Below are 26,973 nucleotides of genomic sequence, written 5' to 3' on the forward strand. Positions count from 1 at the left end.
CAACGGTGGCAACAGAAATCGATCCGCTGATCTTGGGACAGCGAGTTGTCGCTATCCTCGAAACCGGTCAACGTGATGCGACCTACAAGCTCGCGACGTTGACAGCGCTCATCGACCACTGCATCGAGAACCTGCCATCGAACCCCCGAGATGCTCTGTTCGTTCCACTCCCCGAGCTGGCACACCGGGTCCTCGCCCTGTATTGGCCTCAAGTCCGTCCCTTTCAAGGCCAGGACCTGCGGCAGCGGCGTACGGGGTCGATCGCGCGTATCACCGATGCGGCGCGCTCGCTGAGGGAAGCCGCAGGCGCGGGGGATAGCGGACTTTCGTTAGAGGTTGCAGTGCTGCGCGCACCGGCCGAATATCGTCGAGCCATAGCCAAGATCAACCTGGCCCTGGCCAAGCAGCCGCTGCCGCGACTGCAGAAGCTGCCAGGCTCCCCGGTGAGCGACCCGTTCTTGTACGACGATTCCTTCCTCGGTGAGAACATTTCGATGCGTCAACTTGAGGCGTGCGGAAATGCGATCACGCTACGGCCGGGAGTTGCGTTCGCGCTCGCCCGTCTGGCGGGATTGCTGAAGCCGGCGTTGGAGATCATGTGGGTCGACGATGTCCGTCAGATGAACAAGTTTCTGGACGACGAGGTACCCGACGTTGCAGGCCACCTGTTCGGCCGGGAGCGCATCCCACTCACACCCGTTCGCGACGCGTTCCGCGAGGCATTCGGGCCGCATTGCTTCTACTGCCGCGCCCATTTGCCCACCGGTAATCCGGTCGATCATGTGCTTCCGTGGTCTCTGGTGGGGATCGACGGTCTGGCCAACTTGGTCCTGGCCTGCGTGCGATGCAACGTTGACAAAAGCAGCGCTCTGCCGGCTGTCCAGATTGTTGACCAGGTGCTCGAGCGGGATCAGCAAGTACTCGAGGAGATCGGCCGCGACATCGAGTGGCCGAATCAGCGCGCTCGGGTGGTGGCAGCGGCCAGGGGTGTATTCCGCGCCCAACCCGGGGGAGCGGCAACCTGGGCGGGCTACCGTCGGACTATCCGATTTGATATCGCTTTCGCACCAGAGTGGATGCGTGCTGCTCAGGGCTGAGGGCCGCCGATCAGCTGTAGGACGATCGGGTGGCTAGAGCGGACGACGACGTCGGTGAACTGTGCCAACAGCGCCACGACGAAAGCAGAGCGCTTGACGTTGAGGTCGCCAAGCAACTCAGCGTGGGTCAAGACACCCTTCTGCTGCAGTTGCCGCCATCCAGCGACGATCATCCATGCCGGCACCAACTGTGGGCCAGATCGGCGGCGATCCGAGCGCAAGGTTTCGACCCAGATGCCATCAGGGCCGATCGCCGCAATAACGTTGGGGCGCTTGGTTGTCAGGGTTGAGATCTCGTCACCCGGTTGGACCACGGCGTGAATCCGTTGCAGGAGATCATCCTCCAACTCGACGTTGCGCGCCGCCCTCCCTATCTCTAGTCACAATTGCCGCACACGCCAGTAAGCGACTTCTGCTCACCGCATCGGTCACAGAAATCTGCTTCGCGCTGCACCTTGCGAGTGCGCTTTTCTCTGTGCTGAACACGGTTCTCTGGGTGGCTCACGTACCACGTACCCTTCAGCTTGCTACTGGGACCAACCGTGGCGCCTGTCCCGCCGACTCGGGTGGCTTCTTCCTCGGTGGTGAAGCCGGTCGTGTAACCCCAGTAGATGTGCAATTCGCGCAGGCCGTGCCTGCGGGTGGCGATGATGTAGGGCTCGGCGTTCGAAACGTGAGATCTCGACGGCCTCAACGATCCGACGGATGAACGCGTGGTTCTCCGAGGTGATGCGCGCCTTCTCCAGCGCCGATACCAGGGAATCAGTGTGGGTCGCTCGTCCCATGGCTCGAGCATAGGGATGCCGGTCTGGCAACAGGGGTAATCGTGTCCAGACAGTTCCATATCGAAGACCGAGCGCGTGGACGAATAGTCGCCACTGGCGAGATCGATGACAACGGCCTGGTGGTGTGGGATGGGACCGAGGACAGCGTGAACGGTGAACTCGCCGAACTGGCAGATCAGATCCAGCAGGATGTCGCAGCCGAGTAGTCAAGATGGGGGAGTAACTAGATCGCAGCAATCCCGCGACTGAACTTTGGTCGCCCAGTGGAAAAAAAGCCCGCGCAATCGCGGCGTGCCGAGCAGCCCTCGCATTCCTCCACGTAGGCGTTCTTCCAATCCGAGATCGATTGCACCGCGAAGGGTCGGATGCTGGGGTCAAGCACGCAGAGCGGCAGGTTGTAGATCGAGACGTTCACCCCAGCAGTCGAGAGCACGTCGATGCTGGCCTTCAATGGCTCCTTGTAGTCGAGTGGGTCGATCCACAACTTGTCGTCGTTCGCGATCGCAAAGCCGGTGTGTTCCATACCCATTAGGGCCACGTGATCCACGAACGGTAAGTTCCGGGCGATCCATGTGCAGGTCTCGCGTAGGCGTGGCGCGGTGACGGCGTGGAGCACGACACGAATTTCGACTCTTTGACCGCGGTCCTTGAGCCGCAGCACACCGAGCACCGTCTCGTCGAACGCGCCCTTCGCCTGAACCACGTAGTCGTGGATACTATCGACGGCCGCATAGAGCGGTATGCCAGCCGAAAGGTTCGGATCGTCAACTGCCGCCCAAGCATTCGTGACCTCGGGAGTGGCGAAGGCACGCCCATTGGTAAGCACGTGAACCGCCGTGTCGGGGAGCAGATCACGTGTCAGCTCGAGCAGACCGATGAATCGGCGCCATTCCGTCAGCGGTTCGCCGCCGGTGAACGTGAGAGCGGGCGTCGCTGGATCGACTAGTGGAAGCGCCTCCGCGATCAGGTCGATCAACCAACCGTCGTCGGCCTTCTTCGGCGGTTGCGAGCACATTAAGCAGTAGTTGTTGCAGCGTTCCGTTACGAGAAAGAAGTTGTGTCTGGAGGACCGACGGTAGAGCACCCACACCCGACCGGAGTGAGGTTCGATTGCCAGGACGTCGCCTTCACCCAGTTCGGCAAACCCTGCCGGCAAGCGGACGTAGCTCAACGTCATGCCATCCGGACGCGCATCGCGGCCGACAGCGAGCTGGAAACCACCTGCACGCGCCAGCTCCCAATCGTCGTGGCCCGCGATCAACGCGGCATCGCGAACACCCGGCCGGAAGCTGGTGGGGGAGCGAAGTCGCCAACACCGCTGCCTTCCAGTCGAGTCGGCGAGGTCGGTAGCCGGCGAAAGTCCGCTTAGCATAAGCGGTTTCACGACGACCACATCCGGAGAATGGCGGCGTCTTCGGGGAAATGTTCCAACAGTTCAAACAGGTGCGTAATGACGCCCTTTTGTCGTTCACAAAACTCCGACAACGGCTTGATACCCAACACGTCGTTCTGGGTTGCGTGGTGATACACGGGATCTGCGCCGCAGTTGGGTTCAAAAACACACGTCGAGCACTGTGGTGCCGTTTGCGTCAACGAATCCGCAACTGCCGAAACCAATGTGTCGGACAGCACCAGCTCTCGGTAACCGTGTTCGCGCACGTTGCCCAGTTCGAAGCTGCGGTCACCCATCTCCGCGAGCATTCTTGCCTCGTCGGACGCGAACACGGCGCCGTCGTAGTTGTAGACGAGCGCCCCAAGCCCAATCCCCGCCGGGCTTCTAAGATCGACGTAACCGATGGGCTCGTCACTCAGCATCCGGCGAAGGATCAGGGCCGAGTAGAACTCTGGGAAGCGGCGGCCGGACTTATTGATTTCGAGGATGTAGCGGAGACCACGTTTCCAGAATTGGAGCCATTCCCGGGCGCCGTACTTGTGAAACTGCTTGGTCTTGATCGCGAATCCGTAGGGGGAGAGTGGTCGAAGGAAGATGCCGTCAAGGCCCTGCCTCACGTACTCGTCGACGATCCCCTCGACTCGATCCAGGCTCGCCTCCGTGGTGGTCATCAAGGCGCCGACCTTGTCTGGACCGAGGCGTTCTTTGATACGAGCGATGCCCGCTACAGCGAGTTCATAACTGTTTTGGCCGCGACGCGGTCGATTCTTGTTGTGAAGGTCGCGAGGCCCGTCCAACGATGTACTGAAATGAACGTCGTGCTCGGCGCAAAAATCGAGCACCTCGTCGTTCAAGAGGGCTAGGTTCGTTGCGATCACGAACTGAAGGCGCTTCCCGATTGGGATGGCCCGCTCCTTCGCGGCCACAACGATCCATCGGATAAGTTCGAAATTCAGGAGCGGCTCGCCGCCTTGAAACTCAATCTTGATCAGCGGAGCCGGTGCTGAAAGGGCTATATCCAGTGCCTTCGAAGCCGTGGCCTGGTCCATGTCGTAGCGGACGCGGTCCTTGCTTTGACGGGATACTTGGCAATACGGACAGGAGTGCTCGCACCGTAGAGTGACCACGAAAAGGTGGAGTGGCGTAGCCGCTCGCAAAAAACTCAGACGGCTACGCAAGCGAAGCGCCAGGAGCTGCGGCTGTGCGCGCTGATCGGCCGACATGACGAAAAGCTTCTCGAATGCGCGCTCGCAGAGGCCGTCGCCGGGCGTGAGATCAAGCGCGCAAAGACGGTCCAATTCGATCGCCGTCATCTCCGCCATGTCGCCAACCATGTTCCCGACAAGGAATCGGTCCGGGCCAAGCCGTTCGAAGCGGATGGGAAGGAGTTGAAGCCCAGACGTTTCGGGAGAGAAGGCATCTGCTGAAGCGAAGCCGGCTATAGGGTCACGACTCCTCGGCCAAAGACCCAAACGCCAAGGCGACAATGACGTCTCGGAGTCGGTCAGTTTCGCCGCGCACTTTCGCGCGGAGGTTTTCATCTGTAACCAGATTCAAGAAATAGGAACGCAACTCGTCGCCTTGAAGCTGCGGCTGCGACGGTGAAAGTCGGCAAACGTATCGCCCATCCGCTTCGTCAATCTGGCAAGCAGCTTGTCCAATCAGGCGATAGGCGGCCTCCTGTAGCGCGCCGAGTTCTTGCAGCGTCGCACTGAAGTCAACGACAACGTCGGACGTTGAAAGTTCACTCATCGGCGCCGTCTGCCGGTATCGCACGACGTAGCAACGGTAATCCCTGTCGGTGCTCTTAGCGCTGATGGAAGCAACTTCATTGGTCAGTTACCAACCTGGCGAGGCCGGCGGAGAAGTCCTCGGCGTGGTGGTGGGTGTCGTCAGCGGTGTTGTGGGCGTCGTGGCTGTCGTGGCTGTCGTGGCTGTCGTGGCTGTCGTGGGCGTCGTCGGTGTTGTGGTTGTCGGTGTTGTGGTCGTGGTGGTCGGCGTCGTGGTCGTCGTGGTCGTCGTGGTCGTCGTGGTGGTCGGTGCGTACGTCGGATAAGGCAAATCTGGCACGTTCGGCATATTCGGCACGCCACCCGACACATGCGACACATGCGATACGTGGGACACGTGAGATCCATGCTGGGCGAGCATCATGCCGTCGCTTGTCTGGTGCACCGTGAAGCTCATCAGATCCGCCTCGGCCGGCAGCCCAATATCGGCCTCCGCCTGGATCGCCTCCTCGGTTTCCCCGAAGATCTGAGCCTCACCGGAGCCTGCTGCGTCCGTGATCGGCGGCGCGGCCGCCGGGCCTGCCAGGGCGGCAAGCGCCGAAGCCAGGCTCACGATTTTTGGACGGTCACCCATTTCCACCTCGGGGAACTAGTCCTCGAACCATTCCCTACCCCCAAGCGAGTCGCGTACGTCTAGATTCCCGACTGAGCAAAGGCTATCAATCAGTCTGTCTTGGCTGAAGGAAATCAATCCCGCAATACCCATGACAAGGAAGCAGCGCGAGCGCCGCTTCGCCCTCGTCGTGATAGCGCTTGACCAGTTGTTGGACCCAGTAGCGGGAGACGTGATATTCCCGCGCGACTTCGCTTTTGCTACGTCCTTCCAGCACGACGGCGGTGATGACGAGTTGCGCTATCGACATGGCTGACCTCCCGACCTGCAGAGGTGTCAACTATGTCGCGAGACAGCTGCCAACTATGTCGTGAAACCAGACACCGTCCCCGCTACAGCTGTCCCCGCTACAGCGGAAATGGCCCTCAAGGCGCAAGTCCGCAGGCCATTTTCATGCTCGTGAAGGCGCGGGGGAGCGCCGCGCTAGCGCTTGGACGGCCCATACCCCCGGTTGTGCCAAGAGTGTGCCAAGACGCGCTGGCACAGCCCAAACCTCTGTGGACAGAGTGGACGAAAATCCACCGCTGAACTGGGCATTCCCAGACTTCATGGCACCGCGTGAAACGCGGCGGACAGTTTGGCTCGGTTTTACACACCAGCGGTCGGCGGTTCGATACCGTCCGCGCCCACTTTTCACGTGGCGAACAGACGCAAAATCACCCATTTCGGGCCGAAATGAGGTGATTTTGCGCCTGCTCGCGCGGGTCAGGGGCGCCCGCGCGCTATCGGCACGCTCGGGCGGCGTGTTCCCGCGATCGGCGTCGGACGTAATGTCCGGTAGGACGCGATCTGTCTAAAGGAGCCCGATGACCGCACGCCACGATCTCGCCGGTGCCGCCCTTGAACAGCAGTGTTTCCGTGCCGAGTGCTCGCCGCAGAACTGGGAAGCGCTGGGCGCCTGGCTGCGTGGCGGCGGGATGGTGCTCGACGCCGTTGAGCCGCGTCAGTTCGCCAACGGTCTGGCCAATCTGAACTACCTGATCTCGGTGGACGGCCAACCCGTGGTGTTGCGCCGGCCGCCGGGCGGACAGCTGGCCGAGGGCGCCAGCGATATGGCGCGAGAATTCCGGGTGCTGAGTCGCCTGCACGCGCACTACCGCCGCGCGCCGCGGGCAGTGGCCTTCTGTGACGATGCCTCGGTACTCGGAGGACCCTTTCAGCTGATCGAATACCGCCCCGGCACCGTCGTGTCGGACACGATTCCCGAGCAACTCGCCGCCATCCCCAGCGCCAGGCTCGCCGACGAATTCGTGACGGCCCTGGCGGACCTGCATGCGATCGACCTCGACACCCACCCCGAGCTCGCCGAGCTCGGGCGGCCCCAAGGCTTCATCGCGCGACAGATCGCCGGCTGGAACCGGCGGGCACACAACGCGTTCGACGGATCACCGCCGACGTCGGTCGAGCACATCGTGACGTGGCTGGGCGCCGCTGCACCCGACCCGTCGATCAAACCCACTGTGCTGCACAACGATTTCAAGTTTGACAACGTCATCTTCGATGCCACCGGCGCGGCTGCCGCGGTGATCGATTGGGACATGTCGACGCTGGGCGATCCGCTCTTCGATCTCGGCGTCACGCTGTCCTATTGGGCGCAGGCCGACGACGCGGACGTCATTCGCGACCTCGGATTGGCCCCGTCCCTGCAGCCGGGCTTCCCGGACCGGAAAGCGCTCGCGGCGAAGTACTTTGTCGCGGCCGGACGGGAAGCGGTGCCGGTCGGCTTCTACCTGGTGTTGGGCCGGCTCCGCCTCGCGATCGCCTGGCAGCAGCTATTCGTGCTGCACCAACGTGGTGCGCTCGTCGGCCCGCAGTACGCCGCGTTCAACCGCATTGCCACATCTGTTCTGACGGTGACCGCCGATTCCCTTTCGGCAGAAGACATCTGATCGCCCTCAACCCAAAAGGATGGCTCCGTGATCGACTTCTCCGTACCCCCGGAACTGACGGCACTCGGCGAGCGGGTCCGCCGATTCGTCATCGACGCGATCGTCCCCTACGAGCGCGATCCGCGGCTCACCCAGCACGGCCCCAACGACGACCTGCGCCGCGAGCTCGTGGAATTGGCACGCAAGGAAGGACTTCTGACCCCGCAGGCGTCCACACGATTCGGCGGAAAAGGCATTTCGCACATCGAGCAGTCGGTGATCTACGAGGCGGCCGGGTGGTCCACGCTCGGGCCGGTCGCGATGAACTGCGCCGCGCCCGACGAGGGGAACATGTTTCTGCTCGACAAGCTGACGACCGACGAGCAGGCCGAGGTCTTCCTGAAACCCGTCCTGGACGGCACCGTCCGATCGGTGTTTGCGATGACCGAGCCCGGTGGAGCAGGTTCGGATCCGTCGCAACTGCGCACCGAGGCGCGACGCGACGGCGACTCCTACGTCATCAGCGGCCGCAAGTGGCTCATCACCGGCGCCAACGGCGCGGGAACCTGGATCGTTATGGCCAACGTGGTCGGTGACGAAAACCGTAACGGGCCAACGTTGTTCCTGGCTAAGGGTGATGACCCCGGCTCTGGAGGGATTGTCATCGAGCGGGTGATGAACTCCATGGACCGCAACTATGTCGAAGGGCACGGCGTCGTCGTCTTCGACGACCTGCGGGTGCCCGCGTCGAATGTGCTCGGCGAAGTCGGCGAGGCGATGCGCTACGCCCAGATGCGCCTGGCCCCGGCACGTCTCACCCACGCCATGCGCTGGCTGGGGGCCGCCTCACGTGCCCAGCACATCGCCCTGGAGCACGCGAAGACCCGGACGGCGTTCGGCGCCCCGATCATCGATCACCAGGGCGTCGGATTCATGTTGGCGGACAACGAAATTGCCCTCACCCAGTGTCGGTTGGCGATCTGGCACACGGCGTGGATCCTGGACCAGGGGCACAAAGGCCGGCACGAGAGTTCGATCAGCAAGGCATTCGTGTCCGAGGAGCTGTTCAAGGTCGTCGACCGTTGCATACAGGTCATGGGTGGAATCGGCGTCACCGACGAAACGCCGATCGAGATGATCTTCCGGGACATCCGGGGATTCCGGCTCTACGACGGGCCCACCGAAGTCCACAAGTACGCGATCATCCGGCGGATGAACCACGTCGGCTCGGCGGCGGCGCGGGTGCCCGGATCGGACACCGTCTGAGATCGGGCATCGGTTCCCTATCGAAACCTCAACGGCTTTGGCTGTTTGACCAAGAACCCGCGGTGCGGGGTCTAGCATCCTGTGGCGTGCGACGACTTCTGGTGCTGGTTGTGGTGGTGGTGACGATGCTCGCCGGCTGCGGGAACAAAGATGCATCATCGGGCAAACGTCCGGCCGCTCAGGCCGTGGTGATCGTCTCCGGGGGAGATGCCACCAGCCCGTTCACCACCCCGGACCAGGCATGCGCAACCGGACTGGCGGCGGGCAACACCGACACCGCGATCCGCGAATACCTGCTGAAGCAGGCGTACACCGTCTACACCTCGCCGGCGATGGCCGGGCGCGGGCAGGTGGTCGACCAAACCGGATTCGGCCCGTTCGCGATCTGCCCGGTGACGCTGCCGGAGAACATGACCGTCGACTCCACGGGAAGTATCGACACCGCCGGTGAGCACCTCGCCCGGTTCCTCACCTACCTGCACACCGAGAAAGGGGTCAACGACGTCGACCTGGTTGCCCACTCGATGGGCGGTCTCTACTCGCGTGCCGCGATCCGGGTGCTGTCGAGCACGAATTCCCCGCTGCATATCCGCTCGCTGACCACGATCGGCACCCCGTGGCAGGGCTCGTATCTGTCCGACTATGCCAACGGCATCCTTCCGCTCACCGATTGCCTCGGAGACACGTTCTGCGAGAAGGCTATGAACGGATTCAAGGACGAGGTGCTGCGGCTGATGGCCGGCTCGGGCCGTGAGGTGAACCAGGCTTTCCTGATGGGCAAGAACGGCTGGAACGACTTCCAGTCCGGTGTGCTGGACAAGATCCCTGTCGTGCTGATCGGCGGCAAGAAATTCACCAAGCCCGGTCAGGTGAACCCCGCGGTGTGGCCCAACGACGGTCTGGTGGCGTTGCAGAGCGCCCTGGCCAAGGACATCGGCGATCCGGTGCTGCCGCACCGGCGCTGTTACACCTTCGACGACACCCACAGCATCTTCGTGTCCAACGCCGCCGGGTTGGACTGGCCCACCGCGCTCACCTGGGATCCGCAGGTGCTCGACGTGGTGCACAAGGCGATCGAGGGCGCGCCCAAGGCGCTCGACGGGGTCAACCGCGAGGGTTGCCCGGCCAGTTGAGGCAACGTGCGCGCTACCGCCGTTTCAGTTTCAGCCACGTGCGGCGCGGCTGGGTCGCCCGGACCTCACGGATCTGCGGGTAGCGCGCCTGCACGCTGCGGGTCACCAGGTCACCCAGGGTGCGACCGCTCAGCGGGCAGCCCAGGCAGGCTCCGGTCAGTTCCACGGTGAGAACACCGTCGTGCACCGAGTGCACCTTGATCGCGCCTCCGTGCGAGGCGGCGATCGGCGACACGTCGCGCGCCAGAATCTCGTCGATCCCGTCGCGCAGCTCCTGTTCGCTGACGTCGGGGGTCTGACCGGACAGCGCATCGAACAGCGCCGAGCGCACCCGGGGGCCGTCGACCTCCCAGGATCTGTTGGCGCACAACCGCGTTCGCACCTCACCGGCGCCTACCTCCGCCCGTTCCAGCACGCCCTCGGTGATCAGCGCGGTCAACTGCGGCGGGACATCGGGCAGCTGCCGTGTCCCGGTCAGCCACCGCATCAGGCGGGGGTCGTCGGTGGTCTGCGGGTGCAGCAGCGGAACCGTCACGATCAACCCGTCAGCCACAAGGTGATGTGCCGGGCGGCGAACGCCGCCACCCAGGCGAGCACGAACATGTAACCCCACGCCACCAGCGGCCACCGCCACGAGTTGGTCTCGCGCCGCAGCGTGGCGATCGTCGACATGCACTGCAGGGCGTAGGCGAAGAACACGAGCAACGCCATGATCGTCGGCGCGGTGAACACCAGCTCCCCGTGATGCGGGCCGGAGGTGAAGACGGCCGAATGCGCGGCCGAGACCAGGTCGCCGGATTCGCCGGTGGCGAAGATCTGCCCCAACGTGGCCACGAACACTTCACGGGCGGCCATCGCGCCGATCAGGCCGACGCAGACCCGCCAGTCGAAACCCAGCGGCGCGAACAGCGGTTCGAGAATCTTGCCCAGGCCGGCGGCGAAGGAATGGTTGACGACGTAGGCCGAAGCCGCGGTCTGGTCCATACCGGCGGTCTCCGCGGTGCGCGTCGGCAGGTTGAGCAGAAACCACAACACGACAGAGGTGCCCAGGATGATGGTTCCGGCCTTGCGCAGAAACACCTTTGCCGAGTCCCACACGGTCATCACGACCGACTTGAGCGACGGGAATCGGTAGGGCGGCATCTCCATGTAGAACGGCAGCAGATCCCCGCCGAGCACCACCGATTTGAACAGCCAGGCGGTGAGCATCGCCGAGACGCCGCCGAGCAGGTACATGCCGAACATGACCACGCCCTGCATCGAGACCGGCCCCCACCTGTCCTGCGGACTGACCAGCATCCCGATCAGCAGGATGTACACCGGCAGGCGGGCCGAACATGTCATCAACGGCGCGGCCATGCAGGTGGCGAGCCGGTCTCGTGACGACGGAATGGTGCGGGTGGCCATGATGGCGGGCACCGCGCACGCCAGAGATGACAGCATCGCCACGAAGGCGCGGCCGTCCAGTCCGGTGGTCGCCATGATGCGGTCCACCAGGAACGCGGCGCGCGTCATGTAGCCGATGTTTTCCAGCAGCGAGATCAGCAGGAACATCAGCACGATCTGCGGGATGAAGACCAGGACGGCGCCAACTCCGCCGATCACCCCGTGGCCGAGCAGTCCCGCGATCGCGCCGTTGCTGATGTGGTCGTCCACCAGGGTGCCCAGCCAGCTGAACGACTTCTCGATCAGGTCCTGCAACGGCGCGGCCAGGGTGAAGACGATCTGGAAGAACGCGAACATCACCGCGACGAAGAACAACGAACCCCACACGGGGTGCAACAGCACCCGGTCGATCCGCGCGCTGCGGCGGTCCGGCTCAGGTGCCCGGTACCGGCCGGCATGGAGGATCGAGGCGATCCAGCTCTGGTATTCGGCGTCGTCGGACGGTGGCGGGATGGCGACGCGCTGCCAAGTCTGCGGCGCGGCCAGCAGTGCCCGTAGCGGTTCGAACCCTTTGCCGCGGCTGCCGATCACGCTGACCACCGGGATGCCCAGCGCGGCGGCGAATTTTTCGGTGTCCAGCTGGCCGCCGCGGGCCGCAAGTTCGTCTCCCATGGTGAGGATGAGCAGGGTGGGCTTGCCCAGTGCGAGTACCTGCGACACCAGCGACAGCGACCGCTCCAGGACGGTGACATCGACGACCACAGCGAGCGCATCCGGTGCGGTGATGCCAGGCAATTCCCCGCGCAGCAGGTCGGCGACCACCTGTTCGTCCGGGCTGACGGGGTGCAGGCTGTAACACCCCGGGACGTCCTCGACGAGGAACGTCGTCGTTTCGTCCTCGCTGCGGAACTTCCCGGTGCCTACCCGGCGGGCGACGGTGACACCGGGGTAGTTGCCGGTGCGTGCCCTCATCCCGGTGAGCTGGTTGAACACGGTGGTCTTGCCGGCGTTGGGGCTGCCGATCAGCGCCGTCCGGGACAGGCCGGGCGGGGCGGCGACCGCACCCCCGTCGTCGTGGCAGGACGCGGTCATGACTGCTCGGTGATCTCGATCTGGGCGGCTTCCCGGCGCCGCAAGCACGTGTCGTAACCCAGCAGCCGGTACACCGCAGGGTCGCCGAGCGGGGCGGTGCGCAGCTTAATGACTTGGACGCCGGGTCGGAAACCCAAGTGGCGCAGGCGATTTGCGATATCCGGGGCAATCGCTGGGTCGAACGCGACGATCTCGGCGCCGGTTCCGGGAGCCAGGTCGGCGAGGGTCGGCCGGCGGTCCTGACCAGGCCGGGACTTCGGCGCTGATCGCTCCAACCGGCTGTTGGGCATCGTTGGTACCTCCGGATTGCCGACACGCCCGCACGCGGGTGATAACCAAGAGTATCCGTAGTTAGGTCAGCCTCACCAAGGGCAAGGGCGCCAAGGGCTCAGCGGCATATCACGCACAGGAGTTTCGAGGCCGACTCAGCGGTGTTGCGCCCGATGGCTTCGGATGCCACCGCACTCTCGGCGCGTTACCATGGCCGTTGCCCTGCACGGGTTGTTGTGGGCCGACGACGGCCGCGTGAACGAACGTACTCCCGAGGCCACACAGAGTAGGCGGGTGCGCGATGAGCAAACACTACGGTCTGATCGCGTTCACCGATGACGTCCGAGCCGTGCAGCATCAGTACGGCAGCGATGCCTTCTACGATCGCAAACGGGTTCAGGCCAAGGCCGTCCCCGGCGCCGACCCGCTGACCGATGACGAGCGGGATTACCTCGGCGAACGCGACAGCTTCTATCTGGCCAGCGTCGGAGCGACGGGCTGGCCCTACGTCCAGTTCCGGGGTGGGCCGCCCGGTTTCCTTCGCGTCATCGACGACCACACCATCGGCTGGGCGGACTTTCGCGGCAACCTGCAGTACATCAGCACCGGCAATGTCGCCGGGGACAACCGGGTCGCGATCATCGCAATGGATTACGCGCACAAGCGGCGCCTGAAGATCTTCGGGCGAGCCCGTGTCGTTGCCGCCGACGACGACCCCGTCCTGATCGCCCAGCTTGCCGAAGTCAGTTATGACGCGGTCGTGGAGCGCGCCGTCGTCGTCGACGTCGAGGCCTACGACTGGAACTGTCACCAGCACATCACTGCCCGCTTCACCGCCGCGGAGCTCGAACCGCAGCTCGCCTCGTTGCGCCAACGACTTTCAGCCCTGCAGGCCGAGAATGCGGCGCTTCGTGAACAGTTGCGCCCAGATCGGTGACCCGCCACGAAAAGCTGCCCTTCGTGGACGTGCCTAACCGGGTATGGCACGCTCGACACCGTGGGTGACCTACCTGGTTCTCAGAGCGACAGCGCAGCACGCAAGACATCGGGGCCGCCGGTGCGGCCGTTGTCGTCGGACCAGCAGCCGGCAACCAAGGCCGACCTGTACGCGGCGGTGGATGCCATGCGCGCCGACATGCGTGAACTGCTCGAGCAGATCAGCACGCTGATCAAGGACGCGACACAAAAGTAGGGTCGATCGGGTGAAGCCGTTTCGCATCGACGTTCCCGACGACGTACTCGACGATCTGCGCCTTCGGCTGCAGCGCACCCGGTGGCCGGAAGCCGAATGCGTGGACGACTGGAGCCAGGGCATCCCGTTGCGCTACACCCGGGATCTGGCCGCGTACTGGTCCACCGACTACGACTGGCGCGCTCGCGAGGCGGCGCTGAACCGCTTCGACCACTTCGTGGACCAGTTCGACGGTCTGGACATCCACTTCATCCACCAGCGTTCGCCGCACGACGACGCCTTCCCGCTGCTGATCACCCACGGCTGGCCGGGGTCGATCGTGGAGTTCCACAAGGTGATCGAGCCGCTGACCAACCCGACCGCCCACGGTGGACGGGCCGAGGACGCCTTCCACGTGGTGTGTCCGTCGCTGCCGGGGTACGGGTTCTCGGGTAAGCCGGGCCGCACCGGCTGGGGTGTGGAGAAGATCGCGCTGGTCTGGGAAGAGTTGATGCAGCGGTTGGGCTACGACCGCTACGGCGCGCAGGGTGGTGACTGGGGCTCGGCGGTCACCAGTCAGATCGGTCGCAATGCCGGTTCGGGGGGCGGCAACTGCGCCGCGATCCATCTGAACATGCCGTTGGGTACGCCCACCGCCGAGACGATGGCCAACCCGACGCCCGAGGAGCAGCAGGCGCTGGCCGCGCTGGCTGAGCACCGCAAGAACGGGACGGGGTATTCCAAGCAGCAGTCGACGCGGCCGCAGACGGTGGGGTACGGGCTGGTCGATTCGCCGGTGGGTCAGCTGGCCTGGATCGTCGAGAAGTTCCAGGCGTGGATGGACTGCGACGGGCACCCGGAGAACGTTCTTACGCGAGATGAGTTGCTGGACAACGTGATGCTGTACTGGGTGACCGAGACGGCGGCGTCCTCCGCGCGGCTGTACTGGGAGAGCTTCAAGAAGTGGGGGGACACCACCCGCGTCGAATTGCCCACGGGCGTCGCGTCTTTCCCGAAAGAGATCCTGCGGGCTCCGCGCCGCTGGTGCGAACCGAACTTCAACATCACCCACTGGACCACCATGCCGCGCGGCGGGCACTTCGCCGCGTTCGAGCAGCCCGAGCTGTTCGTGGACGACGTGCGGAAGTTCTTCGCGACCGTACGTTGACGTGCGTTGCCGCCGGCTAGACCACCCGCCAGCCGCGGCGTGCGCGAAACCTCATGTCCCACAAGTACATCCGATAGACCAGAAGCCAGGCCCGGTGCGGTATCAGCCGGTCGGCCACCCGCAGCGTCGAGAGCAGCAGCTCGAACCGGTACTGCTGTGACTCCGACCAGTCCAGCCGCATCATCGCCCGGAACTCCGGCGCCAGAAACCCCGTCGTCGCAAACAAGTTGAACGGTCCGGCCAGCGTGCGCAGCGGCCACGGCAGGAACGCCATCGAGGCCACCCCATGCAGGTGTTCCCGCACCGGCGGGTCGATCTGCAGTTCGTCCAACGACCGCTTCCAGTACTCATCGAAGGCGACCCGGTCGGCCGGCCAGAGCCGCTCGGGCACCTGCAGGGTGGTGCCCAGTCGTTTGGCGTCCTGGTAGACGGCGTCGGCGGCCGCATCATCGAGCGGCCCGTGCAGGAACTCGTGCTGCTCGACGTAGTAGCGGTACAGGCAGGCGGCGACCCACAGCTGCAGCGCGGGATCGAAGGCGCGATAGGCCACCGGGCTCGACGCCGTGGAGCGGACCTGCCGGTGGGCGACGTCGACGGCCTTCCTGATCAGTTTGCGATCGGAGTCCGTGCCGATGGTGGCCACCGCGAGATACGTCCCGGTGGTACGGGCCCGTTTGAAGGGGTGCTTGTAGACGTTGCCGCTGTCCACCGGGCTTTCCAGGACGCCGTACCCGACGCCCGGCCGGGACAGCTGCATGATCACATTCGCCGCCGGCAGCAAGAACGCCGCCGGGTTCAGCAGGTCGGCGACGCGGCTGACCGGGCGCTTCATCGCGGGTCCTGGCTCATGTCTTCGAGTAGACCACGCGCGACAGCGCCTCGGGCCGAGATCGTCCACGCACGGCACGGTCACTGGCAGACATGGTGTCGGGCGATCCGACGGTTGCGGACCACGCCGTAAGCCAGGGTGACAACCCTAGTTGACAAAAGCTAGCTGAGACCTACGATAGTTAATGTCAACTGGGGTTGACAATATGGTCAGCTCTCCCGGAGAAGAGGGTGAATATGCTCGACGAGCAACTGTTGCTAGCGGCCGGCAGGGACGCTGGAGATGCACACTTCGATGTCGCCGATCGACTTGCGGTGATCAACCTGTTGGGCGCCTACGCCTACACCTATGACCACGACCGCCTCGATGAATTCCGCGCTTTGTTCACCGAATCACCGGAACTGGTCCTGTTGCATGAAGGTCGAGTGTTATCCGAGCACATCGACGTCGTCATGAAACTGCTCGCCGCCAGGAAGTCAGCGTTCAGGGCCGAACACAACACACGACGCCACGCGGTGAACTCGCTCTGGATGACAAGTCAGACCGACGGGGAAGTGACCGGACACTGTTATGTCCAGGTGTTTGCGATCCGGGGTGGCGGTTCGCCGGTGCCCGATCTGACGGGTTGCTACGACTTCACGGCCGTCAAGCGGCACGGCGTATGGCGGCTCGACCGGTGGGTCGTGACGGTGGACCAGACCACCACCGGTTTGCCCAGCGACCGGCACTCCGGTGAACCCGGCCGATTAGACGCTCCCAGCGGGAGGAGCGAGGCGTGACCGCGTGCGCAAAAGGGGTGGTTGAGGCCCGTCGCTGCTCGTGATCTGCGTCATTTCATCGGCGCGAGCTGGGCCTGCGCCTGGACCTGTGACCGAGTTCACCGCCGATTAAGGTTAGATCGGCTAGAAACGGGCATCTTGCACACATGTCAATCGAACCGTCAGTCGGCGAGCCCGATGTCTCGGCGGCCAAGTTGGCGAATTTTTTCCAGCTCGGACGCTCTCAGGCCGCGTTCAACTCCGTCCCGGAGATGTGGTGGATGCTGGCTGCGCAGTTCATCGTCCTGATCACCCTGCTCGTCGTCGTGGTGGTCATCTAGCCGCTCATCTGCGGTGTGAGACGCTGCCCGGGTGTTCGTGAAGGCGGGGCAGGCCCGGGTACTCGGCGTCGTCGCGGGTTATCTGGCCGACTTGATGTTCGCAGACCCAATGTGGGCCCATCCCGTCGCATTATTCGGGACAGCAGCAGCCAAGCTGGAACAGGTCAGCTACCGCGACAGTGAAACGGCCGGAGTAGTGCACGTCGGCCTGCTGGTGGGCGGCGTCGGACTGCTCGGTATGGCCCTGCAGCGTCGCGCGGGCCCCGCGACGGCCGCCGCGCTGGCAACCTGGGTGTCGTTGGGCGGTACGTCACTGGCCCGTACCGGCAGTCGCATGGCAGAGCTGCTGGACGGCGGCGATATCGACGGTGCACGACGCTTACTGCCGTCGCTGTGCGGACGGGATCCGGCCGCGCTGGATGAGGCGGGACTGGCCCGCGCGGCGCTGGAGTCGGTAGCCGAGAACACCTCCGACGCCCAGGTGGTGGCGCTGCTGTGGGCCGTGGCCGGCGGAGCGCCCGCGGTGCTGGCCTATCGCGCGGTCAACACCCTCGATGCGATGGTCGGATACCGATCGCCCCGGTATCTCCGATTCGGTTGGGCCGCAGCACGATTGGATGATCTGGCGAATTTCCTCGGAGCGCGGGTGACCGCCGCGCTGGTGGTCGTGTGCGCGCCGTTGATCGGCGGCTCGCCCGTCGCGGCGGTGCGGGCCTGGCGACGCGACGCGAGCCGGCATCCCAGCCCTAACGCCGGGGTGGTCGAGGCCGCGTTCGCGGGCGCGCTCGGGGTGCGACTCGGGGGCCCCACCCAGTACCGCCACGAATTGCAGATCCGGCCGACGCTGGGCGACGGGCGGACGCCGACGGCAGGCGACCTGCGCCGCGCGGTGCGATTGTCACAGCTGGTGCAGGCGGGTGCCGTTGCGCTGGTCGCGCTGGCCGGTATTGCACCGAACATGTTCCCAGGGAGAAGATTTCGTGGTTCTTCCGCCGTCAGGACACGCTCGTCGACCGCGCTTCAGCGCCGTCGGCCGTAGCGGTCGGCGAGCTTGTCCTCCACGGTCATCGCGGTCGGCTTCGGCTCGGCAACCGCCAACCCCTGCTTGTCCCGGCGCCGTGCGCGTACCTCCGAATAGACGAAATATCCCAGGGCGATCGGTGCGAGGACGCCGAAGAGCACCCATTGAATGCCGTACGAGAGATACGGTCCGGCGTCCAGATGCGGCACTCCGATGACGCCGAGTCCACCGGGCTGGTTCTCGATCAGCTGCAGATAGGACCCCGCCAGCGGCACTCTGGTCAGAGCCGAGACCTGTGCCGTGTTCACCGAGTACACCTGCTGGTAGCCGTCCCGGGTGAACGGGTCCTTGCCCTGCACCGCCGGCTCCGAATCGCGCAGCCGCGCGGTGATGGTCACCGACTGGGTGGGCGCCGGTGGGATCGGCGGCACGTGGGAACCCTGCTCGGGCCGCACGTAGCCGCGGTCGACGAGCACGGTCGGGCCGTCATCGACGACGAACGGCATCAGCACCTCGAAGGCCTGATCGCCGTCCACCACCCGCAACCGGGCCAGCACGTGCACGTCCGACAGATAGTGTCCGGTGGCCGTCACCTGCCGCCACTGAGCGCCAGGTGCTGTCGAATCTTGCTGAGGAAGAAGGGTTTTCAATGCAACGGCCGGCGTGTTCAGGGAGTCGGCGATCTGCTGATTCTCCCGTGAGGTCCTGGTGTTCTTCCCCAGCTGCCACGGCGCGAGCACGGTGAAACACAGGTAGGTGAACGCGACACACACCAGAATCAGCGCCACCCAGCCCGGCCGCAGCAGGAACCGCAAGCGCCTGACCATCAGCCGTAACCGTTCTGCGCAAGTCTCTCGTCGACCCACGCGTGCAGGCCCGGCAGCGCGGCCTCGATGACGACGAACGCCGTCTCGAAGTCGCTGTGGTCTCCGTAGTAGGGGTCTTCGACGTCGGGGGTGTGGGCGCCCGAGCGGGGATCGAACGAGCGCAGCATCCGCAGCCGGTCGTCCTCCACCCCCAGATCACGGAGCAGTCGCTGATGGTTGCGCCCGAGCGCGATCACCAGGTCGGCGGAAAGGTGGTCGTCGTCCACCTGAGCTGCGCGGTGGTCGGTGGGGTAGCCGTGGTCGCGCAATACCCGCTTGGCGCGCCGGTCGGCCCCTTCGCCGGCGTGCCAGTTGCCGGTGCCGGCACTGGTGACGCGTACGACGTCGCCGAGACCGCGTTCGGAGATCTGATGGGCGAACATCTTCTCGGCCATCGGCGAACGACAGATGTTGCCCGAGCAGACGAACGTCACGTGCAGCCGTGGATCAGACACCCAACGCCCTCCGGAGTTCGTCGATCGTCTCGACGTGGGTCACGCCGGTCAACGCGATCGGGCCGGCGAAGTCGCCCCGCCCGTAGCCCCAGCCCACGACCACCGTGTCGATGCCGTGCGCGGCCGCCCCGTGCACGTCGTGACTGCGGTCACCGACCATCAGAACGCGCTCGGGAAGTGGCTGCAGCTGCGCCAGCGCGTGAGCCAGGACGTCGGTCTTGGACTTGCGGGTGCCATCGGGACTGGCGCCGGCGATGACTTCGAAGTGCTGGTCGAGTGCGAAGTGGGCGAGGATGCGGCGGGCCGTCGGCTCCAGCTTGGAGGTGGCCACGGCCAGCCGCACCCCGGCGGCCTCGAGATCGGCCAGCAGCGGCGCGATGCCGTCGAACAGGCTGTTGATCGCCCAGCCCCGGCTGCCGTACTCGGCGCGGAAGGCCGCGAATGCCTCATCGGCGCGCCCGTCGAGTTCCATGGCGTGGAACGTTTCGTCCATCGGCGGCCCGACGATCTGGGCGGCCAGATCACCCTCGGGAATCGCGGCGCCGATGTGGGTGAGCGCATGCCGGAAGCTGGCCACGATTCCGGCCGCCGAATCGGTCAGGGTGCCGTCGAGGTCGAAGATCACCAGTTCGGCCTTCTGGCCTGCGATCGAGCGTGTCACGGTGTCCATTGTCGTTGATCGCGGGCGGGCGCCGCCCGGGAGGCGACTCGGCGCGAAAACCGGGCGCGCGGGCTGACCGTTTGTCAGAATTGTGTCGCAACACGCGGGGGCCTGATTTCGGAGGTGCCCCCAGAGCGCGGAGATCGCCTCGCTCGAAATGCGACAACTCGTGGCACTGGGCGCCGGCGCACCGAGCCCCGCCGACCTGGACTTCGTCCTGATCGGTGACCCGATGAATCCCAACGGCGGCCTGCTGCAACGCTTCGTCGGCCTCACCCTGCCGTCGCTGGGCGTGAGCATGGTCGGGGCGACCCCGGACAATGTCTACACCACCACCATCTACACCCGCGAATACGACGGTTTGGCCGACTTCCCCCGGTATCCCCTCAATATCGTCTCGGACCTCAACGCCTTCTTCGGTATCGGCGCGGTGCACTTCGGCTACCCGCACCTGACCCAGGCTCAGGTCGACACCGCCGTCACACTCGGCACGCAGGGCCCGACGATGACCACCTACAAGATGATTCCGACGCCCAACCTGCCGCTGCTGGATCCGCTGCGCGCCCTGCCTTTCATCGGCACACCGTTGGCCGACCTGTTGCAGCCTGACCTGCGGGTCATCGTCAATCTCGGTTATGGCGACCCGGCCTACGGCTGGTCCACGACCGCGGCCAACGTGCCCACACCGTTTGGTCTTTTTCCGTCGGTGAATCCGGCCACCGTGCTGAATGCTCTGGCGCTCGGTACCCAACAGGGTGTGCACGACTTCCTGGTGGATCTGTCCACCGTCTTCACAGCGCCGCCGTCTGCTCAACCCTTGTGGCCCGATCTGCTGCCCGCGCTGCTGGGTCCGGCGCCGGGTGCACTGGCGCCGACGCCGGCCAACGTCGTCAATACGGTCGCGTCGATCATCTCAACGGACTACGCCGTCCTGCTGCCGACGGCCGACATCCTCACCGCCGCCGCACTGAGCCTTCCTGTTCACGACGCCGGCCTGTTCTTCAGCGGAATCGAGCAAGGCAGCCTGATTCACGCGATCGGTGACCCGATCGCGGCCAACACGGCGATCCTGACAATGGCCGGACTGTTGGAAGTGCTCTCCATCGCCGAAGCGGGGTATCTCAACGTCGCCGATATCCAGAGCCTGCTGCGCTGATGCCAGGCGGTACTCGGCGCTTGGGCCTTCGCTGCGCGCACTAGTGTTTCTGTGATGGCAGGTCTTGACCCCGTCGCGTCGAGTCGTGTTGCCCGCGCGCGCTATCACGGCGATCAGGACGCCATGCCCGGGATGCTGGATTTCGCCGTCAACGTCCGTCGCGCCCAGCCGCCGTCATGGCTGATGCAGGAGTTGAGTGCGCGGCTGCCAGACCTGGCCCGCTACCCGAGCGCTGACGACGTGCGCAGCGCGCAGGATGCGATGGCCGCCCGGCACCGTCGGGCCCGCGACGAAGTATTGCCGCTGGCCGGCGCAGCCGAAGGTTTCGCGTTGCTGAGCAACCTGCGCCCGCGCCGTGCGGCAATCATCGCGCCGTCCTTCACCGAGCCCGAGGCGGCGCTGAGCGCGGCCGGGATTCCAGTGCACCATGTCGTCCTGCAACCCCCGTTCACCCTCGACGCGGCCTCGCTCGCCACGAAGGTGCCCGACGACGCCGACCTGGTGGTGATCGGGAACCCCACCAACCCGACGTCCGTGCTGCACTCGCGTGACCAGCTGCTCGCGCTGCGCCGGCCCGGACGGATCGTGGTGGTCGACGAGGCGTTTGCCGACTCGATTCCCGGTGAGCCGCACTCGCTGGCCGGTGACGCCCTGCCGGACGTGCTGGTGCTGCGCAGCCTGACCAAGACATGGGGGCTGGCCGGGTTGCGGGTGGGTTATGCGCTCGGGGAGCCCGGTTTGCTGGCCCGGCTGACCGCCCAGCGTGCGCATTGGCCAGTCGGCACCCTGCAACTCGCAGCCATCGCGGCCTGCTGCACCCCCCAGGCCGTCGCCGAAGCCGCCGCCGACGCCGCCCGGTCGGTGGCCGTACGCGCGGCGATGGCGACTGGCCTGCAAGCGGCGGGACTCGAGGTGGTCGACGGCTGCGCGCCCTTCGTGTTGTTCCGTAGCCCCGATGCTGGTCAGATCAGAAATCGGTTGCGGGACAAGGGAATTGCGATAAGGCGCTGCGATACTTTCGTTGGGCTGGACGAAACTTATCTGCGGGCCGCGGTGCGTCCGGAGTGGCCGGAGCTGGTCGAGTCGATCGCTCCCGCAGCTGTGCGCAGCGGTGGCTGCCGATGAGCGTGCGACTGGCCGACCTCATCGAGGTGCTGGACGCGGCGTACCCCCCGCGTCTGGCTGAGTCGTGGGATTCGGTGGGCCTGGTGTGCGGAGACCCCGCAGACGAGGTGCAATCGGTGACCGTCGCGATCGACGCGACGGCCGAAGTGGTCGACGAGGTGCCCGACAACGGACTGCTGCTGGCCCATCACCCGCTGCTGTTGCGCGGTGTCGACACGGTTGCCGCCAGCACGCCCAAGGGCGCGCTGATCCACCGGCTGATCAGGACCGGGCGTTCGTTGTTCACCGCCCACACCAACGCGGACTCGGCCGCGCCCGGGGTGTCCGACGCGCTGGCGGACGCGCTGGGCCTGACCGTCGAGGGAATTCTCGACACCTCACCCGGCGTTTCCAATTTGGACAAATGGGTCATCTACGTCCCGGTGGACAACGCAGAAGGGGTGCGCGAAGCGGTGTTTGCCGCGGGCGCCGGACACATTGGCGATTACTCCCACTGCAGCTGGACCGTCACCGGCACCGGCCAGTTCCTGCCCCACGAGGGCGCCGCTCCGGCGATCGGCAGCGTCGGTGCCGTCGAGCACGTCGTCGAGGATCGGGTCGAGGTGATTGCGCCGGCCCGGGCACGCGGGGCAGTGCTGGCGGCAATGCGCGCCGCGCACCCCTACGAAGAGCCGGCATTCGACATCCTCGCGCTGGAGCCACCGCCGGCCGGGACCGGACTGGGCCGCATCGGCTCGCTGTCGCGGCCCGAGCCGTTGCGTGACTTCGTCACGCGCGTCAACGCCGCCCTGCCACAGACGTCGTGGGGGGTGCGCGCGGCCGGCGACCCGGATCTCCCGGTATCGCGAGTGGCGGTCTGCGGGGGCGCCGGCGATTCGTTCCTGGGTGCGGTAGCCAAGGCGGACGTGCAGGCTTACGTCACATCCGACCTACGGCACCATCCTGCCGACGAGCATCGCCGGGCCTCAGCGGTGGCCTTGATCGATGTCGCGCACTGGGCCAGTGAATTCCCGTGGTGCGCCCAGGCGGCCGAAGTGCTGCGATCCAGATTCGGATCGTTGCCGGTGCGGGTATCCACCGTCCGCACCGACCCTTGGAACGTGATAACTGAGTGCTGAGAAAGAGACGTGGAGATCAGTGATGAAGGCCGATGTAGCACAGCAGCGTTCGCTACTGGAACTGGCGAAGCTCGACGCTGAGCTGTCCCGGCTTGCGCACCGCAGCACTCATCTGGCCGAGCGCGCCGCCTATGAGCGGGTGCGCGGCGAACACACCGCGGCCAGCGACCGGCTCGGTGCCGTCCGAATCGCGTTGGAGGACTTGGACGCTCAGATAGCACGTCTCGAGGCCGAGGTCGACGCGGTACGCAAGCGGGAAGACCGGGACCGCTCGTTGCTCAGCTCGGGTGCCACCGACGCCAAGCATCAGGCCGACCTGCAGCATGAGCTGGAATCCCTGCAACGTCGTCAGGCCACCCTGGAAGACTCGCTCTTGGAGCTGATGGAGCGCCGTGAGGAGTTGCAGGCGCAGCAGGACGCCGAGACAGGGACCACCGATCTGCTGCAGTCCGAATTGGCCACCGCCCAGCAGGCTCTCGACGCCGCACTCGCCGAACTGGAAGCGACCCGCGCCGAGCACGGGTCGCGCCGAGACGCCCTGAGCGCCGCCCTGAACTCCGACCTCTCGGCGTTGTACGAGCGGTTGCGTGCCGGAGGAGGGCCGGGAGCCGGGCAGTTGCAGGGTCACCGGTGCGGCGCGTGCCGGATCGAGATCGGTCGCGGCGAGTTGGCCCGCATCACCGCGGCCGCCGAGGACGAGGTGCAGCGGTGCCCGGAGTGTGGCGCGATCTTATTGCGCATCAAGGGTTTTGAACAATGAAAGTGGTACTCGAGGCGGACGGCGGGTCGCGGGGTAATCCCGGGCCGGCCGGGTACGGAGCGGTGGTGTGGAGCGCCGATCGCCGGACCGTGCTGGCCGAGACCAAACAGGCGATCGGACGCGCCACCAATAACGTCGCTGAATACCGGGGCCTGATCGCCGGCCTGGACGACGCCCTGAACCTGGGTGCCGTCGAGGTTCAGGTGCTGATGGACTCCAAGCTGGTGGTCGAGCAGATGTCAGGGCGGTGGCGGGTCAAGCACCCGGATCTGGTGGAGTTGCACGGCCAGGCGCGCACCCTCGCGACACAGTTTCGCCGGATCAGTTTCTCCTGGGTCCCGCGCGAGCAGAACGCCTATGCAGACCGGCTCGCGAACGAGGCGATGGACGCGGCGGCGCTGACTGATCGCCGGGTGGACAAGGTGGCCGTGCCGGTCACCGAAGCGGCGCGGCAGGCCGCGGCGGAGGAGGTCCCGTCCGACGCGAACAAGGGCCCGGGTTGGACCGGCGCGCTCGGCAACCCCACCCGGTTGCTGTTGTTACGGCATGGGCAGACCGAGTTTTCGGCGCAGCGCCGCTATTCCGGGCGCGGCAATCCGCCGTTGAACGAAATCGGTTGGCGGCAAGCTGGTTTGGCCGCGCGCTACCTTACCCAGCGGCGCGGGATCGCGGCGGTGATCTCGTCGCCGTTGCAGCGGGCCTACGACACCGCGACGACGGCGGCCAGGGCGCTCGGCCTGGAAGTCACCGTCGATGAGGACCTGATCGAGACCGACTTTGGAGCGTGGGAAGGCCTCACTTTTACCGAGGCCGCCGCGCGCGACCCGGAATTGCACCGGCGATGGTTGTACGACACCGGTGCGTTGCCGCCGGGTGGTGAGAGCTTCGACGACGTGCTGCGGCGGGTCCGGCGTGGCCGCGACCGGATCATCGCCAACCACCCGGGCGCCAATGTGCTGGTGGTCTCCCACGTCACGCCGATCAAGTCGATGCTGCGCATGGCGCTGGACGCCGGGTCGGGCATCTTGTACCGGCTGCATCTGGATCTGGCCTCGTTGAGTATCGCCGAGTTCTATCCCGACGGCGCTTCGTCGGTGCGCCTGGTGAACCAGACGGGATATCTCTAACCGACCTCGACGCGCGGGTAGGACTCGACATACTGCTCGCCCGCCACGCCCGTGTAGGTACAGGTGCGCCCCAGCAAGTCGACGTCGTAGTGCACCACGCCGGCCTCCCAGCATGATTGGGCGAACTGCGGGTAGGTGCTGTCGCCGGCCTGATCGGTGCGGATCGCGGTGACCACCGCATCCCGGTTCCAGGGCGCCACGTCGGCGATGCCCGCGACGACCGGGTCTCCTTGCATCACGACCGGTCCGTCGTCGGTGAGGTAGAGGGTGGAGCCCGACGGGATCGAGTGGTGGTATCGCTTCACCCCAGCCTGGCGCAGCACCTCGGCCAGGTAGGGAAACCCGTGTGATCGCGGCCGCAGTGCCGCCGCCCGCTCGTGTGCGTTCTGAAGATTAATGATTGCGCTGCTCACGTTTCTGCTCCAATCTGGCAGTGACACCATATTGCTAAATTGACAACATATTGTCAAAGGAGTGCGATGGCCGACGATATCGCCCTGCTGGTCGCCGACATCTACGAGGCGGCGGGTGCGCTGCGCAAGTCCGGCGAGGCTGTCGCCAAAACAGCAGGCCAGACGCAGGCTCGCTGGCAGCTACTCAGCGCGATCTCCGATGATGCGACGCCGGTGCCCCGTGCCGCCCGCCGGCTCGGCGTCTCACGGCAGGGAGTGCAACGCATCGCCAACAACCTGGTCGACGACGGGCTGGCGCAGTGGGCGCCCAACCCCGACCACCGCTCGTCGCCGCTGCTGATGCTGACCCCCGACGGTCGACGGACATTGGCGGCCATCACGGACCGGTCGTGGGCGGCGCACCGGGCACTCACCTCCGACATCGCGGAAGCTGATATCGCGGTTGCCCGGAATGTGTTGCAGCGCTTGGCTGCTGCGGTCCGCCAGATCTAATGAGCTAGGTGGCGTCGTGAAAGATCAAGCCGAGTGCAAAACGTTCACCGGAACGAACCGTCGAAATGCCGTGGCGCACGGGTGCGGCCGACCAGCCGCGGCTGGAGCGCACCGGCCGGTCGCGAGTGGTGAAGACGTACCCGTGCCCCTGAGGCAACTGCGTTGCGGTGCCTCGGGATTGCGCCCGGAATCGCTGTTCGACGAGCAGGAATTCCCCACCGGTGTAATCGACAGCGGGTTCACTGAGATTGATCACCACCTGGAGTGGAAAAACCAAGTCCCCATAGAGATCTTGATGTAGTGCGTTCCAGTCGTCGGCGCCGTAGCGCAACATCAGGGCCGTCGATCGCGTCTGGCCGGCGTGGTGGCAAGCCGTCAGCCAATCGTCGAGGCTGTCCGGCCACGGGGTGGCACGGGCCAACTTGGTCCACCAGTCGCGGGCAATCGGCAACAGCCGGGGATAGAGGGCATGCTTGAGCGCTTCGATCGGTTCGGGGTACGGAGCGCTGAAGTAGCGGTACTGTCCGGCGCCGTACCGTTTCGGCGCCATGTCGATCGTCTTGCGGAACAGGCTGTCGTCGGCGTAGAGGGCACGCAGAGTGTTCGCCTCGCCGGCCGTTACCAGTCGCGGCAACAGCGCGCCGCCGTATTCGTCGAGTTCCGTTCTGATCGCGCCCCAGTCCGCGGAGTCGACACGGGTGTCCCACCGGGTCATTGGGCCGCCTCCCGTCGTCGCGTGCGTGGTCGAACCGCGCTGTCCACGATAGGAGACCGGACCTGGCCTGTGCCCTGTTCAAGGGGTACCGTGTTCGTCGCGGA

32 protein-coding genes are annotated in these 26,973 nt (G+C 65.5%); 18 read left to right on the top strand and 14 right to left on the bottom strand.

Going from position 1 to position 26,973, the window contains the following annotated elements:
* The first annotated feature begins 5 nt into the window (after nt 1-5).
* Nucleotides 6-1,097 carry an HNH endonuclease gene (locus QXK92_RS01655; RefSeq protein ID WP_306239935.1) on the top strand — a complete coding sequence of 364 codons (1,092 nt, stop codon included), beginning with the start codon at nt 6-8 and terminating at the stop codon, nt 1,095-1,097.
* Here QXK92_RS01655 and QXK92_RS01660 read toward each other — a convergent pair.
* A complete protein-coding gene (locus QXK92_RS01660; protein WP_306239936.1) occupies nt 1,088-1,411 on the bottom strand; it encodes a hypothetical protein in 324 nt (107 codons plus the stop codon). The two genes, QXK92_RS01655 and QXK92_RS01660, sit on opposite strands and share 10 nt — an antisense overlap.
* A 512-nt stretch (nt 1,412-1,923) precedes the next feature.
* On the opposite strand from QXK92_RS01660, the gene QXK92_RS01665 reads away from it, so the two are divergent.
* Nucleotides 1,924-2,088 (top strand): hypothetical protein, encoded by a 165-nt coding sequence (locus tag QXK92_RS01665; protein ID WP_306239937.1) that lies wholly within the window; start codon nt 1,924-1,926, stop codon nt 2,086-2,088.
* A gap of 17 nt (nt 2,089-2,105) precedes the next feature.
* Here the strand turns inward: QXK92_RS01665 and hxsC are convergent, their stop codons facing one another.
* The 3 genes from hxsC to QXK92_RS01680 all read right to left on the bottom strand — a co-directional run bounded on the left by hxsC (nt 2,106) and on the right by QXK92_RS01680 (nt 5,027).
* On the bottom strand, nt 2,106-3,143 hold the full coding sequence (gene hxsC, locus QXK92_RS01670) for a His-Xaa-Ser system radical SAM maturase HxsC (RefSeq protein ID WP_306239938.1): 1,038 nt from the start codon (nt 3,141-3,143) through the stop codon (nt 2,106-2,108).
* 119 nt (nt 3,144-3,262) lie between these two features.
* A complete protein-coding gene (gene hxsB / locus QXK92_RS01675; RefSeq protein ID WP_306244101.1) occupies nt 3,263-4,762 on the bottom strand; it encodes a His-Xaa-Ser system radical SAM maturase HxsB in 1,500 nt (499 codons plus the stop codon).
* A complete protein-coding gene (locus tag QXK92_RS01680) occupies nt 4,722-5,027 on the bottom strand; it encodes a hypothetical protein (RefSeq protein WP_306244552.1) in 306 nt (101 codons plus the stop codon). The genes hxsB and QXK92_RS01680 overlap by 41 nt, the downstream gene beginning before the upstream one ends.
* 64 nt (nt 5,028-5,091) lie before the next feature.
* Between QXK92_RS01680 and QXK92_RS01685 the strand changes: the two genes are divergently transcribed.
* A complete protein-coding gene (locus QXK92_RS01685; RefSeq protein WP_306239939.1) occupies nt 5,092-5,331 on the top strand; it encodes a hypothetical protein in 240 nt (79 codons plus the stop codon).
* A gap of 393 nt (nt 5,332-5,724) precedes the next feature.
* Here the strand turns inward: QXK92_RS01685 and QXK92_RS01690 are convergent, their stop codons facing one another.
* Complete coding sequence (locus tag QXK92_RS01690) at nt 5,725-5,928, bottom strand: helix-turn-helix domain-containing protein (RefSeq protein WP_306239940.1); 204 nt, start codon at nt 5,926-5,928, stop codon at nt 5,725-5,727.
* 556 nt (nt 5,929-6,484) lie between these two features.
* Between QXK92_RS01690 and QXK92_RS01695 the strand changes: the two genes are divergently transcribed.
* The 3 genes from QXK92_RS01695 (at nt 6,485) to QXK92_RS01705 (ending at nt 9,945) form a co-directional block, all read left to right on the top strand.
* Nucleotides 6,485-7,567, top strand: coding sequence for a phosphotransferase family protein (locus tag QXK92_RS01695; protein WP_306239941.1), 1,083 nt, complete (start codon nt 6,485-6,487; stop codon nt 7,565-7,567).
* Nucleotides 7,568-7,594: 27 nt separating this feature from the next.
* Nucleotides 7,595-8,812, top strand: coding sequence for an acyl-CoA dehydrogenase family protein (locus tag QXK92_RS01700; protein WP_306239943.1), 1,218 nt, complete (start codon nt 7,595-7,597; stop codon nt 8,810-8,812).
* Nucleotides 8,813-8,898: 86 nt separating this feature from the next.
* Entirely contained in the window at nt 8,899-9,945 is a 1,047-nt protein-coding gene (locus QXK92_RS01705) for a triacylglycerol lipase (RefSeq protein WP_306239944.1), read from the top strand.
* Between the two features lie 13 nt (nt 9,946-9,958).
* On the opposite strand, the gene QXK92_RS01710 is transcribed toward QXK92_RS01705, so the two are convergent.
* Genes QXK92_RS01710 through QXK92_RS01720 form a run of 3 tightly spaced genes read right to left on the bottom strand, consistent with a single transcriptional unit; the run spans nt 9,959 to nt 12,713 of the window.
* Complete coding sequence (locus tag QXK92_RS01710) at nt 9,959-10,480, bottom strand: NifU family protein (protein ID WP_306239946.1); 522 nt, start codon at nt 10,478-10,480, stop codon at nt 9,959-9,961.
* 2 nt (nt 10,481-10,482) lie between these two features.
* Complete coding sequence (feoB, locus tag QXK92_RS01715; protein ID WP_306239947.1) at nt 10,483-12,423, bottom strand: ferrous iron transport protein B; 1,941 nt, start codon at nt 12,421-12,423, stop codon at nt 10,483-10,485.
* Nucleotides 12,420-12,713 carry a FeoA family protein gene (locus QXK92_RS01720; RefSeq protein ID WP_306239948.1) on the bottom strand — a complete coding sequence of 98 codons (294 nt, stop codon included), beginning with the start codon at nt 12,711-12,713 and terminating at the stop codon, nt 12,420-12,422. Before QXK92_RS01720 ends, feoB begins: the two co-directional genes overlap by 4 nt.
* A gap of 281 nt (nt 12,714-12,994) precedes the next feature.
* On the opposite strand from QXK92_RS01720, the gene QXK92_RS01725 reads away from it, so the two are divergent.
* The 3 genes from QXK92_RS01725 to QXK92_RS01735 are packed head-to-tail and all read left to right on the top strand — an operon-like array spanning nt 12,995 to nt 15,032.
* Entirely contained in the window at nt 12,995-13,630 is a 636-nt protein-coding gene (locus QXK92_RS01725) for a pyridoxamine 5'-phosphate oxidase family protein (RefSeq protein ID WP_306239949.1), read from the top strand.
* Nucleotides 13,631-13,690: 60 nt separating this feature from the next.
* Nucleotides 13,691-13,885: a hypothetical protein gene (locus QXK92_RS01730; protein ID WP_055577209.1), complete on the top strand. Its 195-nt coding sequence runs from the start codon at nt 13,691-13,693 to the stop codon at nt 13,883-13,885.
* A 10-nt stretch (nt 13,886-13,895) separates the two neighbouring features.
* Nucleotides 13,896-15,032, top strand: a complete 1,137-nt coding sequence (locus QXK92_RS01735) for an epoxide hydrolase family protein (RefSeq protein ID WP_306239950.1) — start codon at nt 13,896-13,898, stop codon at nt 15,030-15,032.
* A 16-nt stretch (nt 15,033-15,048) separates the two neighbouring features.
* Here the strand turns inward: QXK92_RS01735 and QXK92_RS01740 are convergent, their stop codons facing one another.
* Nucleotides 15,049-15,864: an oxygenase MpaB family protein gene (locus tag QXK92_RS01740; protein ID WP_306239951.1), complete on the bottom strand. Its 816-nt coding sequence runs from the start codon at nt 15,862-15,864 to the stop codon at nt 15,049-15,051.
* 233 nt (nt 15,865-16,097) lie between these two features.
* Here QXK92_RS01740 and QXK92_RS01745 point away from each other — a divergent pair, with 233 nt between their 5' ends.
* The 3 genes from QXK92_RS01745 (at nt 16,098) to QXK92_RS01755 (ending at nt 17,999) form a co-directional block, all read left to right on the top strand.
* Nucleotides 16,098-16,640, top strand: a complete 543-nt coding sequence (locus QXK92_RS01745) for a nuclear transport factor 2 family protein (protein WP_306239952.1) — start codon at nt 16,098-16,100, stop codon at nt 16,638-16,640.
* 146 nt (nt 16,641-16,786) lie between these two features.
* Nucleotides 16,787-16,960 (top strand): hypothetical protein, encoded by a 174-nt coding sequence (locus tag QXK92_RS01750; protein WP_306239953.1) that lies wholly within the window; start codon nt 16,787-16,789, stop codon nt 16,958-16,960.
* A gap of 94 nt (nt 16,961-17,054) precedes the next feature.
* On the top strand, nt 17,055-17,999 hold the full coding sequence (locus tag QXK92_RS01755; protein WP_371934281.1) for a cobalamin biosynthesis protein: 945 nt from the start codon (nt 17,055-17,057) through the stop codon (nt 17,997-17,999).
* Here the strand turns inward: QXK92_RS01755 and QXK92_RS01760 are convergent.
* The 3 genes from QXK92_RS01760 to QXK92_RS01770 are packed head-to-tail and all read right to left on the bottom strand — an operon-like array spanning nt 17,981 to nt 19,972.
* On the bottom strand, nt 17,981-18,808 hold the full coding sequence (locus QXK92_RS01760; protein WP_306239956.1) for an SURF1 family protein: 828 nt from the start codon (nt 18,806-18,808) through the stop codon (nt 17,981-17,983). The two genes, QXK92_RS01755 and QXK92_RS01760, sit on opposite strands and share 19 nt — an antisense overlap.
* Entirely contained in the window at nt 18,808-19,302 is a 495-nt protein-coding gene (locus tag QXK92_RS01765; RefSeq protein WP_306239957.1) for a low molecular weight protein-tyrosine-phosphatase, read from the bottom strand. The genes QXK92_RS01760 and QXK92_RS01765 overlap by 1 nt, the downstream gene beginning before the upstream one ends.
* The gene (locus QXK92_RS01770; RefSeq protein WP_371934480.1) at nt 19,295-19,972 is read right to left on the bottom strand and encodes an HAD-IA family hydrolase; all 678 of its coding nucleotides are present in this window, start codon (nt 19,970-19,972) and stop codon (nt 19,295-19,297) included. The genes QXK92_RS01765 and QXK92_RS01770 overlap by 8 nt, the downstream gene beginning before the upstream one ends.
* Before the next feature lie 133 nt (nt 19,973-20,105).
* Between QXK92_RS01770 and QXK92_RS01775 the strand changes: the two genes are divergently transcribed.
* The 5 genes from QXK92_RS01775 to QXK92_RS01795 are packed head-to-tail and all read left to right on the top strand — an operon-like array spanning nt 20,106 to nt 25,249.
* A complete protein-coding gene (locus tag QXK92_RS01775; RefSeq protein ID WP_306244105.1) occupies nt 20,106-21,119 on the top strand; it encodes a PE-PPE domain-containing protein in 1,014 nt (337 codons plus the stop codon).
* 54 nt (nt 21,120-21,173) lie between these two features.
* Nucleotides 21,174-22,244 (top strand): Rv2231c family pyridoxal phosphate-dependent protein CobC, encoded by a 1,071-nt coding sequence (gene cobC, locus QXK92_RS01780; protein ID WP_306239958.1) that lies wholly within the window; start codon nt 21,174-21,176, stop codon nt 22,242-22,244.
* Nucleotides 22,241-23,362, top strand: a complete 1,122-nt coding sequence (locus tag QXK92_RS01785) for a Nif3-like dinuclear metal center hexameric protein (protein ID WP_306239960.1) — start codon at nt 22,241-22,243, stop codon at nt 23,360-23,362. The genes cobC and QXK92_RS01785 overlap by 4 nt, the downstream gene beginning before the upstream one ends.
* Nucleotides 23,363-23,384: 22 nt before the next feature.
* Nucleotides 23,385-24,122: a zinc ribbon domain-containing protein gene (locus QXK92_RS01790; RefSeq protein ID WP_306239961.1), complete on the top strand. Its 738-nt coding sequence runs from the start codon at nt 23,385-23,387 to the stop codon at nt 24,120-24,122.
* Nucleotides 24,119-25,249: a bifunctional RNase H/acid phosphatase gene (locus QXK92_RS01795; RefSeq protein ID WP_306239962.1), complete on the top strand. Its 1,131-nt coding sequence runs from the start codon at nt 24,119-24,121 to the stop codon at nt 25,247-25,249. Before QXK92_RS01790 ends, QXK92_RS01795 begins: the two co-directional genes overlap by 4 nt.
* Here QXK92_RS01795 and QXK92_RS01800 read toward each other — a convergent pair.
* Nucleotides 25,246-25,662: a DUF1398 family protein gene (locus QXK92_RS01800; protein ID WP_306239963.1), complete on the bottom strand. Its 417-nt coding sequence runs from the start codon at nt 25,660-25,662 to the stop codon at nt 25,246-25,248. The genes QXK92_RS01795 and QXK92_RS01800 overlap by 4 nt on opposite strands.
* 66 nt (nt 25,663-25,728) lie before the next feature.
* Here QXK92_RS01800 and QXK92_RS01805 point away from each other — a divergent pair, with 66 nt between their 5' ends.
* The gene (locus QXK92_RS01805; protein ID WP_306239964.1) at nt 25,729-26,154 is read left to right on the top strand and encodes a MarR family winged helix-turn-helix transcriptional regulator; all 426 of its coding nucleotides are present in this window, start codon (nt 25,729-25,731) and stop codon (nt 26,152-26,154) included.
* A gap of 4 nt (nt 26,155-26,158) precedes the next feature.
* Here the strand turns inward: QXK92_RS01805 and QXK92_RS01810 are convergent, their stop codons facing one another.
* Nucleotides 26,159-26,869 (bottom strand): 2OG-Fe(II) oxygenase, encoded by a 711-nt coding sequence (locus QXK92_RS01810; RefSeq protein ID WP_306239965.1) that lies wholly within the window; start codon nt 26,867-26,869, stop codon nt 26,159-26,161.
* Nucleotides 26,870-26,973: the final 104 nt, after the last annotated feature.

It is taken from the genome of Mycobacterium sp. TY815 (genome assembly GCF_030755135.1).
GTDB lineage: Bacteria > Actinomycetota > Actinomycetes > Mycobacteriales > Mycobacteriaceae > Mycobacterium.